Here is a 14178-nt window from a genome sequence, read left to right on the forward strand (position 1 = left end):
GCACCATTCCGTTAGCTCCGTTTCCACATGAATTTTTCGAGTTCATCTGGTATGAATTTAGAATAGAAAGGAACATCAAAATGAAAACGCATACCTTTAAAAAGAAAGCTCAAGCATTAATCTTGCTTCTCGCGGCCTTTGCCCTGGTTTTGGCAGGTTGTAACAGCAGTGGCGGACAAAACGCAGGCAAAGAGGAAGTGAAGGAAAAAACCATTCACATTTTTCAGTTCAAGGTAGAGATTGCAGAAGCGCTGAACCGCATGAAGGCGGAATACGAAGCGTCTCACCCAGGGATCAAGCTCGATATTCAGACCGTGGGCGGGGGCAGTGATTACGGAGCTGCGTTAAAGGCGAAGTTTGCTTCCGGGGAGCAGCCGGATATTTTTAACGTCGGCGGTTACCGCGAGCTGGATACGTGGCTGGAATATTTGGAGGACCTGTCTGACCAGCCTTGGGTTGGGGATGTGGTCGATGTCGCCAAAGAGCCGATGACCAAAGACGGCAAGCTGTATGGCCAGCCGATGAATCTGGAAGGGTACGGCTTTATTTATAACAAGGATCTGTTCAAGAAGGCGGGGATTACGGAGACCCCTAAAACATTGTCCGAACTGGAGGGAGCTGCACAAAAGCTCCAAGCCGCTGGGATTACTCCATTTTCTAATGGATATCAGGAGTTTTGGGTGCTGGGCAATCATTTGCTGAACGTGGCATTTGCCAATCAGCCAGACCCTTCGGCCTTCGTTAAGGGACTGAATGATGGAACTGCAAAGATTCCGGGCAACGCTGTATTTGCCGAGTGGGTTAAGTTGTTCGATCTGACACTGAAGTATGGGAATACGAAGCCGCTCACGACTGATTACAACACGCAGGTAACGAACTTCGCCACTGGAAAGGCTGCCATGATGCAGCAGGGGAACTGGACTCAAGTCCAAATTGATGGAATTAATCCGAAGCTGAATCTGGGTATTTTGCCTATGCCGATTGGTGAAGACGCAACAGCCGGAGATAAGCTGTTTGTAGGTGTCGCCAACAACTGGGTGGTTAATAAAAATTCGTCTGTCAAACCCGAGGCGAAAGAGTTCTTAAACTGGATGGTAACATCCGAGCAGGGTAAAAAGTATATCACCAAGGAATTCAAGTTTATTCCAGCGTTCAAGAGCATCGAAGGGGCAGAGGCTGATATGGGCCAATTGGGTGCTGAAGTGGTGAAGTACAGTAAGGAAAACAAACTGCTGGGCTGGTTCTTTAGCCGCTATCCTGAAGGAGCACAGCAAGAATTCGGAAGTCAGATGCAAGCCTATGTGGCAGGTAAATCGGATGCTGGGAAGCTATTCGATGATTTCCAGAAAACATGGGAAAATTTGAAGACTAAATAAGAACAAAAGCACGCGATAAAGCCTTCGTATGTCAGGGAAATTGCATGATCCTGAACATACGAAGGCTTTTTTGCAAAATTAATTATATATGGTAATGGAGAAGAACAATATCCCCGCGGCGTTCTATTTCTTGGAGTTCAAACGTACTTGGTAGTGTTCCCTCTGGAAATAACGGTATTCCTTGTCCAAGCACTTTGGGAATGATCGCAATGATAGCTTTCTCCAGCAGTCCAGCTTGTAAGAAGGCCTGGACTAACTGGCCTCCACCGACTAGCCATACCGCACCTTCCGATTGTCCTTGTAGACGTGGAACCAGTTCAGTCAGAGCTTCGTCCGTAAATGTAATATGTGGCGCCTGCTGTTGCTCCGTTAATGCTCGTGTGAGCACATAGCATGGCTTTCCAGCATAAGGGAAATCATCTGAGAGCTTCAATACTTCCTCATACGTCAGTCTGCCCATCAGCACCGTACCAACGGTATCGTAAAAGTCGGCATATTCATTGGCCCCACCATCCCCTTTAACATCATACAGCCAGTCCACCGAACCGTCCGGCAAAGCGATATACCCGTCGAGACTCATGGCAATATACAGCACAACTGCGTTTGATTTCAAATCCTTCATAGTGTTCATTCACTCCTTTCTATATCCTAATGTTACAATGTATTTATGACATCGTATGTCGTAGTTAAACGGTCATTTTAAATTAATTTTTGATTAGAGGGGTACCTTATGAACGAACGCAGAATTGCTCTTATGAGGATACTGGATTCCCGAAAAAAATATACGGCGCGTGAGCTGGCTGAACGTTTTGGTGTCTCCGTCAGGACGATACAGAGAGATCTCGACTATTTGCAGCAGACCGGATTACCCCTTTATACCGAAATGGGTCCTCATGGCGGGTATCGGGCACTTCCCAATCGGCTTCTTCCTCCCCTTCATCTTGCTCGTGACGAGGCCTTGGGTCTTTTTCTCATGCTGCAACTGTTGGAGAACATTCCAGATATCCCTTTTGGCTCAGTTCGTGAGCATTTATCCGAGCACTATTATGCCGAACTTCCACAGGATGTGCAGGACAGCATCGATCAATTAAAGGAGTACATTTCTTTTCGTATGCTACCTACTCACGCAGAGTCACCCTACACCTCAATCATTTTGGAGGCTGCGCTGAATAAGCGCCGGGTGAACATGCATTACCGCTCCGCTTCCGGGGCAAAGTGGACTCAGGTATATCCGATTGGACTGTATTTTGATCACGGATATTGGTACATGCCAGCGTATAGCAGAGACCGCATCATTTTGTATCGTTCAGATCGGGTGATCACAATAACGATGTTGGACGACACCTTGGACACCCTTCCTACACTTCAAGAATGGTTGGCTTCGGAGGATTCCCGTATAGGAATTCCGTCCAAAATAAAATTTACCGCATTGGGTGTCAGGCTGGCCGGATCAGATGCCCTCTTCCAAAATGTTTCCCATCAGGAAGGGGAGGCTCAGGAATGGCAGGGATATATTCCGGTCGAAGAGTTTAGATATGTATCCCGACTTTTGCTAAAATACGGGCCAGAGGCCGAGGTCGTATTTCCCAAAGAACTGCGTGTACAGGTCAAGCAACTGTTGCAAGACAGCCTGAACCCTTATCTGAAGGATGCAAAAGCGGATGATGAAGAAAAAGACAATTAATCCTGTAAATTGATTCTCTTATTTATAGTTAACCACATGAATATTTAAGGTTATTGACTTATGACTTTCCATTTATTTTTGTGATAAAGTTTTGAAAAGAGCCCGTTTTCGTATATGATGAAGAGTAATAATTCAAAAGGCTGGACGGGAGACAGATATGAATCAACCGCTTTATGGGATATGGCTCGGAGATGTGTTTTTTTGCTTTTCTGGTGAGACGTCGGAACCACGTATCGATGCGTGGAGCAGTGTAATTCGCAGGCTGACGCTAAAGGGAGACCTTCGGCCGTTTCGGCAGGCTGCGTTGCGCCTTGCCGAGGTACGAATACCGAACACTGCTCGTGTGGAAACCGCGGGCAGAGGTGGCAAAAGACGTTCCATGCTGGGGCGTACATTGGAGGGCTTGGCGCTGGAACCGCGCGAGACGATGGCACTGCTGACCCGCATGGACGAGAAGGGCTGTGCGGCATCGGGCATTACGCTGGGCGAGGAAATGCAATATTGGCAAAAAGCCGCTTATTTTGCGCTAGAGCTGATGCAGCGGGGCGAAATTACGCCATCGCTTACAGAGGCGCGTCCATCGGGACCGCGTCGTCGCGGTCCGGAAGCGGCTGTCGGGGTGTGGATTCCTCGTCTGTATCAAGAGGAGGACATACGCCGCTTTCATGAGCTGGCTGCTGCAATGCCGGCTGTTTGTATGGCGGCTCCTGCCGTTTTCGCGGGTAAGGAGCCTGAAACACGCGAGGATGCAGCCGGAATCGTGCTGTACTCCTTCTTGTGTGCGGTCATCCATGCGGAAACGACCGCGGTGTTGGCAGCATCAGACCGTGAGCTGGGACGATATCGTGCAGAGTATCGGCGCGGAGGATCGCCGCTGACAGAGCTATGGTGGAACAGTCTGCTGACAGGTTCCCGCCCGGTGGCGATTCAGGGAACGCCCGCGGAGATGGAGGAGCTGGTTCTCCAAGCGTCCTCTCTTAAGGGAAGCGCAATGCCTGTCACGGAGCGGGAAGACAAGGAGCCGATAGAAGGGCAACTGCGGTTGTGCCTTCGTTTGGAGCCTTCGCTGGAAGAGAGTGTGAAGGAATGGCGCATTACCTTTTGGGCAGAAAGCGATGCTGAGCCGGGGTTGCGACTGCCTGCTCTGGCACTGTGGGCGCATCCTGAACGCGATCTGGTTCGCGGCGGAATTGTATATCGTCAAGTGCAGGCGCAACTGCTAATGAGGCTCGGACAGGCTGCTGAAGCGGCACCTATATTGCAAGAAGCGTTGAACCGCCCTTATCCCGAAGGGCTGACACTGGAGCCGGAGATGTTCTTCCGCTTCCTGACGGAAGCCGTTCCCGCATTACAAAAGAACGGTATTACCGTGCAAATGCCTTCACGCTGGAGCCGGGAGGGCCGAAGACGTGCAGGCTTGCGGCTCAAAATGCGTTCGACAGAGCAGGGTGCCAAGCCGGATGGTGTGATTGCCGATACATCGACTGTCGGCATTAACCGCATGATTTCGTTTGATGCCGAGGCTGTGCTGGGTGATACAACTTTGACGATGGAGGAACTGGAAAGCATTGTCGCCGCTAATTTGCCGTATGTACGTCTCGGAGGGGAATGGATCGAGGTCGATCCTAAGGAAATTCGTCAGGTGCTGCGCTTTATCAAGCGCGGTGAGAACGGTGAGATGAGCTTGTCCGAATGGATGCATCTGGCCGCAGAAAATGAAAGTGCAGGCGAGGCCTCATGGAAAGGCTTGTCCATCTTTGGCGCGGAATCCGCCGGATTGCTTGCGTCTTTGGCTGAGGGCGGCGTACTTCGTTCGGTAGAGCCGCGACCTGTGCCAGAGACGCTGCACGGCGCATTACGGCCCTATCAAGAGCGCGGCTTTCAATGGCTGGCCGCGATGCGTGGATTAGGTTTTGGCGTCTGCCTTGCGGACGATATGGGGCTTGGTAAAACGATTCAGGTCATCACCTGCCTACTCGACGGTGGCATCGGCGCAGATGATCAACGTCCGGCGTTGATCATCTGTCCAACGTCCTTGCTCGGCAACTGGCAGCGCGAGTTGAAACGCTTTTCACCGGATTTGTCACTGTATATTCACCATGGAAACCAGCGACTCCACGGCGAGCTGTTTCAGGAAAGTGTACGTGAGTATGATATCGTCCTCACTACCTATCATTTGGCGGGACGGGACGGTAGCGATTTATCTGCGGTATACTGGTCCTCCATCGTGTTGGATGAAGCGCAATATATAAAAAATGCACGAACAAAGCAAGCACAAAGCGTCATGAAGCTGTCTGCTCCACATCGGATTGCCATGACGGGTACCCCGGTAGAGAATCGGCTGAGCGAGCTGTGGTCTATTTTTCAATTCCTGAACCCAGGTTACCTCGGTACGGCGTCTTCATTCCGCCAACGGTACAGTCTGGCGGGAGAGGAGCGGGGGTCTGCGTTGCGTGAGCTTCATCGCCTCGTCTCCCCGTTCATGCTGCGTCGACTCAAAAGCGACCCAGATATACGCAAGGATTTGCCGGAGAAGCTGGAGTTGAAATCCTACTGTGTACTGACACCAGAGCAGGCCGGATTGTATCGGGGCGTAGTGGATCAATTATTGGGAACACTGGATGGGCAGATCGGTATAGCTCGCAAAGGGCTTGTTCTGTCTTCACTGACCAAGTTGAAGCAGATTTGTGACCATCCGGGTCTGATCATTCCGGGTCGGGCTGATAGTGGTAAAACGCAAAACTCGGGCAAAATGGAGCGACTGCTGGAATTGGTAGAGACGATTCGCGAGAACGGCGAATCGGCGCTGATATTCACCCAATATGTGTCGATGGGAGAATTGCTGGTCTCCCGTTTGGCCAAAATCTTCGGGGAAGAGCCGTATTTTCTACATGGAGGACTGGCGAAAACCAGACGGGATGAAATGGTTCACAACTTCCAGCAGGGAGAAGGGCCGAATATATTCGTACTTTCCCTGCGTGCAGGTGGTGTGGGCCTGAACCTGACACGTGCCAGCCATGTCATTCACTATGACCGCTGGTGGAATCCTGCAGTGGAAAATCAGGCGACAGACCGCGTATTCCGTATTGGTCAAAGCCGCAATGTACAAGTGCACAAGCTGATTTGTCAAGGTACACTGGAGGAGCGAATCGACGAGCTGATCGAGAGCAAAAAGGCACTTTCCGAGCAGGTTGTCGGCTCCGGTGAACATTGGCTCACCGAAATGTCTGATGATGAATTGCGCGGTCTGATAGCGTTGCAAAATGATGTATGGATTGAGTGAGCAGAGAAAGGATGAAGGCGATGACGAGGCCGCGAGTGAAGCTGAAAGTAACTGACGGTCAATGGATAGCGGAATTAGACAGAAATGGCTTGGAAGGCGAATCAACGGGTGTACCTTCCGCACATGCTGTCCAATGGATGGGTCCAGCGCCTGTACTAAACCCCGAACAGCGAAAGGCATGGCTGGAGCAGCTAAAAGCAGATCCTTTGGACATCTACCGCTTTTTGCAAGGGAAAACCTGTCTATCGCTGGATGAGATCGTTCAGCTAGCAGCTGAGACAGCCACTTCCAGCATGGAGGATGGCGTGGGTGTAGTCGACGATGTGAAGAAGGCTCTTCAGACCGGGATGGAAAGCGAGCCGCAGACCTGTCTGGAATTGATCGGAATGACGCGGGAAGAGCTGCTGGAGTACGTATTCAGTGCTTGGGCCGGAGAGTTATCTCATGTGCAGGGGACATCCCCCGCGCTTGAGTCTACCTCGCGGCCGGAAGGCGGACGCAGTGGATCGGCTGCGATTAGCGAATGGATTGCCGAGTCAGCGGCAGAAGGAGCATTACATCGTCCCGGTGCAGGTTTTCATGCGATTGAGATTCATCTGCCGCAGAAGCTTGTTCCTAAGAAGGAAGCGGATATTACGGCTTTGCTGCCGGGTTTACCCCGTGCGGAAGAGGCATTGAAACTCATACGTGAACGGGTAGCCGAGCGGGCCCGAGCTGCAATTCCGCAAAAACGTCATACTCCGTAACAATTCGGGTATATACTTCCTTTTTCGAGTCTATTCGCCTTCATCGAACGGGATAACGGCTTCGAAGAGTGTCCAAAGTTCAGTTACAATGGGGGAACGGAAAAGTCACTGCAAGTCATGTATCAATTGCAATATTGGAGGAGATACCAGCATGAAACGACATATACAACAGACGCGCACATCTCAGCGATGGACCAAAGCGCTCATTCCAGGGCTGATCCTGCCAGGGCTATTACTGGCAGCCTGCCAGCAGGGAGGATCAGGTGGACAGGAAAGCGAGCCGTTAAAGTCATCTACAGCGGTACAGGAGAATGTGCAGCCTTCCACCCAGCCGGATGCGGGCAATGGTAGCACTAGTGCTGGACAAGCCTCTGCGGGTACAGAAAGTGGACAAGCCGACCCAGTGATGGCGTTGCGGAGCCAGAGTGCGCTGCAAGCCACGGTTAAGGAAGAGGATGGAACCGCGATTGTCACCAATGCGACTTCGGATACAGTCGTTGTGAACAAAAAGCGCAGCTTGCCTGTGGGCTATGTCCCAGACGACCTGGTGGAGCCGCAGGTGCAATTTTCCTTCGAGGGACCGCACGAAAAGCGGCATTTGCGTAAGGAAGCGGCAGAGGCACTGGAGAAGCTGTTCGACGGTGCGAAAAAGGACGGCATCGAGCTGCGTGCGGTATCGGGATACCGTTCCTATAAGCGTCAGGTGTCTATTTTCGACAACAATGTAAAGACAAAGGGACAGGAATATGCCTCTAAAGTCAGCGCTGTACCGGGTACGAGTGAGCATCAGACGGGATTGTCCATTGATGTATCCAGCCCAAGCGTAGGTAATGCGCTGGAGCAATCCTTCGGAGCTTCCAAGGAAGGCGAATGGTTGGAACAACATGCACCGGAATACGGATTTATTATTCGTTATATGAAGGGTAAGGAAGATGTGACCGGCTACGTGTACGAGCCTTGGCATATCCGTTATGTGGGAATAGACATTGCGGAGGATGTAGCCAAGCAGGGGATGACGCTGGAGGAATATTTCGACGAGAACAATATCAAGCTGTAGCAGCTAAAATCAAGCCGTAATCCTAGGGATTGCGGCTTTTTGTCGTGTTTTTCTTCCAAATTGAACCTTTTCAGGGTAGAATCTCGTATAGTGATCAACGACAGAAGCGCTTTGATTTGTTGCAAACCTCATGACAGAAGCGTACAGGAAGGGAAGGGAATCATCATTTATTATTCATTAACGTATCGCGAATGGTCGGAAGACACTCAAAAGGAACTGCGCAGCCTGACACGGGAATCCGTATCGGGAGATGAGCTGTTTCTACGCAAGCTTGTAGACGCTACGCGTCTCCATGACAAACTATGGTCGCATATCTCGAATGAAAGTGAGGAACATACGGATCATTCCGTCTATGTGACTGAATTTACAGGGGAACGTGCAAAGCCTTACGGTGCGTCTATCACAGACCTCGTGCTTGCCAGTGAGGGAGGTTACACTTCCACATACAGTGCAATGTACTGGATATGGCATGAACCTGCATTCCGTAGTATGGATCAGCGGGAAGGTTCGGTATTTACTTTGGAGTTGGCCCAACGGCTATTAGATCACTATACAGTACTGGGTGGCAAAACATATGAATTTATATATTCGGTACTGGACCCTCAGCTGAAAAAGGTACATCTGTTTGTGAAGGAGGTCGATCTGTGATGGAGCATTCTTGGGAAAAAATGAAATCCAAGCCCGGCTCTCGTACACGGATGGCGGCCTTTGCCCTGATGTTGGCTGTCCCGGCCGCTCTGACGGGTTGCGGTGACGACGAGTATTATGACTGCGATGAGCTTCCTATATCGGAACAAACGGCGTGTCGGGATTCAGGCAGCAGTGGGTATTACTATGGCGGATCGACTTATTATAGTGGAGGCTCCTCATACCATAGCAGTCGTTCTTCTTCCAGCTCATACCGCAAAAGCTCATCCTCATCTTCCAGCTCACACAGCGGTTTTGGCAGCAGCGGCTCACGCAGCGGCTTTTTCTCTGGGGGTTAAGATGAGCATGCGCACGATTCGGCAATTGCCTTATGAACATGATGAGCTTTTTAAGGGTGAAATCAGCCGTATCATCCCGTATCACCGCATGTATGGCAAGTCCTATTGCGTGCCGGCCTTAACGGTATATCGGGAAAGCGAGCTGGCAGAGCTTCAGGTTGCTTCTGAGGTGGTACATCGTATTTATCGCAAGGTTCAGCAATTCGTTCAGCGCTATATGCCGGATGAATACCTGGTGGAACGGTTGGGGATTCATCCGGGCTTGCTGCGTGCTGCACGTATGGAGGCCGAGCCGGATGGGATAACCCGCCAGGACTGGATTGTGGGGGAAGCGGGTATCAAGTGCATTGAGAATAACACCGATACCCCAACAGGAATTCCCGAGGTGGCTTATCTCGAAGGAAAGCTGCTAGAGGTGCTGAGTAAGGGAGGAATGTCGGAGGATGACAATGCACTACATGGACCCTCAACTGGAATGGACGAGGCGATTCAGTCTGCCTTGACGGAGCTCATCCATTTTTATAGCCGCAAGGGATTAGGGACAAAGGTGTATTTCACTTGCTATGACTGGCACATCGAGGATCAGACGAACACCAAATATATTATGCGTTTATGTGAACAAGCCGGATTCGAAGTCGTTTATGCTCCTTTGGAAGAACTGGAGATTATCCCGAATGAAGGATTGTATCACCGGGGAGAGCAGATCCGTATTCTCTATCGCCTGTATCCGCTGGAGTATCTAATTGATGACCGGGAGGAGAATACGGGGCTTGAGGTGGGGCAGGCGCTAATGGATATGGTGGCAGACGGGAAAATAGGATTAATCAACCCACCGCAGCATATCATTACCCAGAGCAAAGGGTTCACCGCAACCGTGTGGTCATTGTATGAGCGCAATGAGCAGACACCAGAGTTCTGTGGTTTTCGTTTGTTTGACGATCGCGAGCTGGAGGTGATACGAACCTACCTGCTGCCTACGTATTTTGAACCCTCGGTGTTTATGCAAAATAAAGAGCCCTATGTGGCCAAAGGTATATGGGGTCGGGAGGGTAAAGGGACGCACTTGATTGAACATACCGAAGACGAGGAGAGACTAGAAGGTGTCTTGGGAAAGGTTCAAAATGCGAAGACCGACCATCCTGATCTGCTTCACCAAGCTGATGCCCCACGAACGCCTGAGCAGGAGGAAGCCGCACATGTTGCCGCTTATTATGAAGGACAGCCTAAGATTTATCAGCGGCTGTGGCCGATGCAGACCGCAGAGGTACAGACCGAGGAAGGGCTATTTCACGGCTATGTGTTAACAGGCATATTTGTAATTGGGGGGCGTTTTGCGGGTGTCCTGCCGCGAATCGGTGAAAAGGTAACAGGTGATATGGCCTACTATTGCGCCGCCGCCGTTGCCACCGTACATCCTAATCCGCCGGTTGTATAAGCTAAATTGAAAAATATACAATATTCGAACATATCTGTTTCATTTTCACAAGTGAGGATTTTGCAAAATCCTGAAGTATCATAAGGAGGAAAAAAATTGGACTCTCATATCAGTTTGGGCAACGCACTGGGCAATGTAGGTATCGGCCTGCTTATCCTGTTTGCCATCTTAATCGTAGGTTATTTTGTGTTCAGCTTACTGACACGTTATAACGATAATCAAGAAATCGCACACGGCAATGAGGCGGCAGGCATCTATATGGGGGCAAAGCTGCTAGGTCTGTGTATCATCGTGGGGATGGTGTCGTACAGCAGTCATTCATGGCTCGATATGCTGGCCTGGTCGGCTGTGGGCATTGTAGTGCTGTGTCTCGTCTATGTGATTTTTGATCTGGTGACGCCGCGTACCAAGGTGTGTGAGGAAATTGCCAAGGGCAATGTGGCTCTGGCACAGCTGCTGCGTTCAATCATCGTCGGGGTTTCTTTTGTGGTAGGTACATTTTTGATGTAGTCGATATAGAGAAGGAATACCAAGGATCTGCAACACCGGACAACGGAGCTGCAGATCCTTTTTTTATGAGACATTGTATTCACTACCGGCATCAGACTGTTGAATTAAGGGTTGCAACGATCACTTCCTGTGGGGACTATTCTACAAAGCAACGGGTGATACTGCATAGCAAAAGGAATTTGCTACAGAGTTCAAACCAAATTGAAGAGAAGGGAGTTCTGAACATATGAGTACCACCACCTTCCCAACCAAACAAATTCGGATGGGTATCATTGGCCTGGGTCTTATCGCTGAATATCACATGAGATCACTGCACACCATCTCGGGGGTATCTATTGTGGCCGTTAGTGATGTGAATCCCCATCGCCTTCAAGCCATCGGAGAACAATTGCAACTGCCTACTTCCAAGCGGTACGCCCATTATGAAGCATTAATCCGTGACCCAGAGGTAGATGCGATTCTGTCGCTGACACCCAATGATGTGCATTTTGACATTATTCGTATTGCGCTGGAAAAACACAAAGCTGTACTGGCAGAAAAACCATTGACTCTCACATGGGAGGAAGCGGATCGGTTGAAAAAGCTATATACAGCGAATCCGGTGCCTTTGCTGGTTCACTATAAGCATCGCTACGGCGCGGCTTTCCAATATACCAAGCAACTGCTGGATGAGCAAAAGCTGGGTAAAATCTATAACATTCAATTCCGTTATCTAATGGATGCATTTGCGCCGTATCGTCAGCATCCGTATACTTGGCGTCACAATTTAGCCAAGGCTGGTTCTGGAGTAGTGGGGGATACAGCCTCACATATCATTGATCTGGCCCGTTTTTTGGTGGGTGAATTTAAAAGTGTCGCAGCGCTGCTACATACCATTACACCCGAGCGGCTCGATCGGATCACGGGCCTGCCTGTAAAAGTGGATGTGGAAGATCTCGCTGCCTTTCATGGCATCATAGGCGACAATACCGTGGGAACCTTTATCACACATAAAAATGCCATCGGCATACGGCACGATATCGAAGTCGATATCTATGGAGAACTGGGTACGCTGCACGCCAGCCTCAGTAATCCGGAAAGTATCCGCATTGTGCTGCGTGACCTAGAACACCCGGATGCCGAATACGAGACTTGGACTGTCCCTGCAATCTATAATCATACGGCCTATGAAGATTTTGTTGAGCTGGCAAGGGGAGAGTCTGTGGATCGTGCCCCCTTATTCGAGGACGGCTACAAAAACCAGTGGGTACTTGAGAAAATACTGCAATCATGGAAAGAGAATGGACGTTTAGTAGAAGTGTAGGGACCCGCAAGAGGGTTCCTTGGAAAGAGCAGCCATCTTGCGGTTTAGCAATTCAATTACCTGTAAAGACATCTTTTTCATCATTTTCGCATCGCAACGCTTATAGGGCCTTCGCCTTCACACTCCTTTACCATCAATTTTGTTCCGCATGCATAGTAATGTTTCATGTGAGCTCCACCCTTGTATCCCATTTTTAAAATTGTAAATGTTACTCTTTATCCCTTTTCTTGCTGCGTTCTTACCCGTCTAGCCCCGATCAGCCGCCAGCCTGTTAACAATGCCGCCACAAGACAGATGGACGCAGACGTCATAAAGACTACATGCATGCCTGCCAGAAAAATTTCTGGATGACCCGGGACCAAGCCGGTGACCCGATAACCAGCCTCTTTACTCATAATATAAAAGAGGATTGATGTGGCCAAGGTGATCCCCACAACCATACCGACGTTGCGAACCAGCGAATTGACGCTACCGGCTGAGCCGAGCTGTGTGCGGGGTACCGTGGACATAATCAGCGAGTTGTTCGGCGATTGGAATAAACCACTGCCAATGCCCAGCATGGCAATCCACAGACCCACGAGCGGGATGGAGCTGCCTGCATGCAGTTGGGCCAATCCAATCTGGGCAATGACCATAACGACCAGCCCCGCGAATGTGAGCAGTTCAGACCCGATTTTATCGGAAAGCGCACCGCTGAGTGGGGCCACAATAACCATAGAGATGGGGAACAACATCAGCAGGAACCCGGCATGAAAAGGCGACAAGTTCAGCATATTCTGCGCATAAAAAGGTGAAATGATGTTAAAGCAAAAGTTAGCGACGAACACCAGAAAAGCACACAAAATACTGAGCGAAAATAACGGATTTTTGAATAGCGCGAGCTGTAGCAGTGGCTGTGGACGACGAAGTTCCAATCGAATAAACATGGCAAAAGCAACTACAGCCATCACCAGCGAAGCAACGATACGTTTGTCGCCATACCCGACCTGTTGTCCCAGCAACAATCCGACGAACAAAGTGAGAATAAAAATAGCAAATACCAAGCTACCGGGAACGTCAATTTTATCTTTCACCTTGATCAAATCCTTCGGCAGAAGCTTCCAGCCAAGAAAGACAGCGACCAATCCTATCGGTACATTGACCCAGAAAATGTACTGCCAGCCGAGCGAGGAGACAATAATACCGCCCAAGCTTGGCCCGGCGATACTACCTAGAGAAACGAAGGTTCCAATGAGGCCAAGTGCTTTGCCCCGTTCATTGGAGGGGAAGACATCTGTCACAATCCCCTGGCTGTTTGCCATGGTCATGGACGCCCCAATCGCCTGAATAATGCGGGAAATCAGCAGCATAGAGAGCGAAGAGCTAAGACCGCACAATAGGGAGCCAAGAATGAATACGATTGTGCCGATTTTAAATATTTTGATTTTACCGACGATATCTCCAAGCTTGCCAAAAAATAAAATAGCGGTACATATCGCCATTAAATAGGCGGTTGTCACCCATTCAATCTGTGCTACGGGTAAATGTAATGTGCGAGACAACACAGGAAGAGCGATATTGACGATGCTTCCATCCAATGTGGACATAAATGTAAACAGATTCAAAACAATTAAAATCAGCCAACGTTTCTTCTGGACTTCGATATTCTCTTGATAGGTTGTAGCCGTTGTAGCAGTTGAACTCATCATTACACCTCGTTATCGTTGACAATTTTCATTTAGTTGCACGCGCAACTAAATGAACGGTTCTAGTGTACAGCAAATTAGTTGCGTGTGCAACAATATTATTGTAAACTTTG

Annotated in this window: 12 protein-coding genes; 10 read left to right on the top strand and 2 right to left on the bottom strand. The window is 49.8% G+C overall.

The genetic code is table 11. The features are described from left to right. Window positions 1-80 precede the first annotated feature (80 nt). Window positions 81-1376, top strand: a complete 1296-nt coding sequence (locus MKY75_RS02555; RefSeq protein ID WP_165148071.1) for an ABC transporter substrate-binding protein — start codon at window positions 81-83, stop codon at window positions 1374-1376. An 82-nt stretch (window positions 1377-1458) separates the two neighbouring features. Here the strand turns inward: MKY75_RS02555 and MKY75_RS02560 are convergent, their stop codons facing one another. Next, complete coding sequence (locus tag MKY75_RS02560; protein ID WP_340884209.1) at window positions 1459-1998, bottom strand: dihydrofolate reductase family protein; 540 nt, start codon at window positions 1996-1998, stop codon at window positions 1459-1461. A 108-nt stretch (window positions 1999-2106) separates the two neighbouring features. Between MKY75_RS02560 and MKY75_RS02565 the strand changes: the two genes are divergently transcribed. The 9 genes from MKY75_RS02565 (at window position 2107) to MKY75_RS02605 (ending at window position 12380) form a co-directional block, all read left to right on the top strand. Continuing rightward, window positions 2107-3060 (top strand): helix-turn-helix transcriptional regulator, encoded by a 954-nt coding sequence (locus MKY75_RS02565; RefSeq protein WP_340884212.1) that lies wholly within the window; start codon window positions 2107-2109, stop codon window positions 3058-3060. Window positions 3061-3217: 157 nt separating this feature from the next. Beyond that, window positions 3218-6343, top strand: a complete 3126-nt coding sequence (locus MKY75_RS02570; protein WP_069010809.1) for a DEAD/DEAH box helicase — start codon at window positions 3218-3220, stop codon at window positions 6341-6343. Window positions 6344-6363: 20 nt separating this feature from the next. Beyond that, on the top strand, window positions 6364-7089 hold the full coding sequence (locus MKY75_RS02575) for a hypothetical protein (protein WP_029515984.1): 726 nt from the start codon (window positions 6364-6366) through the stop codon (window positions 7087-7089). 151 nt (window positions 7090-7240) lie between these two features. Next, entirely contained in the window at window positions 7241-8146 is a 906-nt protein-coding gene (locus MKY75_RS02580; RefSeq protein WP_029515983.1) for a M15 family metallopeptidase, read from the top strand. Window positions 8147-8236: 90 nt separating this feature from the next. Then, window positions 8237-8794 carry a hypothetical protein gene (locus tag MKY75_RS02585; RefSeq protein WP_238794842.1) on the top strand — a complete coding sequence of 186 codons (558 nt, stop codon included), beginning with the start codon at window positions 8237-8239 and terminating at the stop codon, window positions 8792-8794. Further along, on the top strand, window positions 8794-9132 hold the full coding sequence (locus tag MKY75_RS02590; protein WP_069010810.1) for a hypothetical protein: 339 nt from the start codon (window positions 8794-8796) through the stop codon (window positions 9130-9132). Before MKY75_RS02585 ends, MKY75_RS02590 begins: the two co-directional genes overlap by 1 nt. 1 nt (window position 9133) lies before the next feature. Then, window positions 9134-10567, top strand: a complete 1434-nt coding sequence (locus MKY75_RS02595; RefSeq protein WP_340884214.1) for a glutathionylspermidine synthase family protein — start codon at window positions 9134-9136, stop codon at window positions 10565-10567. Window positions 10568-10663: 96 nt separating this feature from the next. Beyond that, on the top strand, window positions 10664-11077 hold the full coding sequence (locus tag MKY75_RS02600) for a DUF350 domain-containing protein (RefSeq protein ID WP_029515979.1): 414 nt from the start codon (window positions 10664-10666) through the stop codon (window positions 11075-11077). A gap of 226 nt (window positions 11078-11303) precedes the next feature. Further along, window positions 11304-12380 carry a Gfo/Idh/MocA family protein gene (locus tag MKY75_RS02605; RefSeq protein ID WP_340884216.1) on the top strand — a complete coding sequence of 359 codons (1077 nt, stop codon included), beginning with the start codon at window positions 11304-11306 and terminating at the stop codon, window positions 12378-12380. A gap of 215 nt (window positions 12381-12595) precedes the next feature. Here MKY75_RS02605 and MKY75_RS02610 read toward each other — a convergent pair whose 3' ends face one another. Next, window positions 12596-14065 carry an MFS transporter gene (locus tag MKY75_RS02610; RefSeq protein WP_029515976.1) on the bottom strand — a complete coding sequence of 490 codons (1470 nt, stop codon included), beginning with the start codon at window positions 14063-14065 and terminating at the stop codon, window positions 12596-12598. Window positions 14066-14178: the final 113 nt, after the last annotated feature.

Source organism: Paenibacillus sp. FSL L8-0663, assembly GCF_038008125.1.
Taxonomy (GTDB): domain Bacteria; phylum Bacillota; class Bacilli; order Paenibacillales; family Paenibacillaceae; genus Paenibacillus; species Paenibacillus polymyxa_D.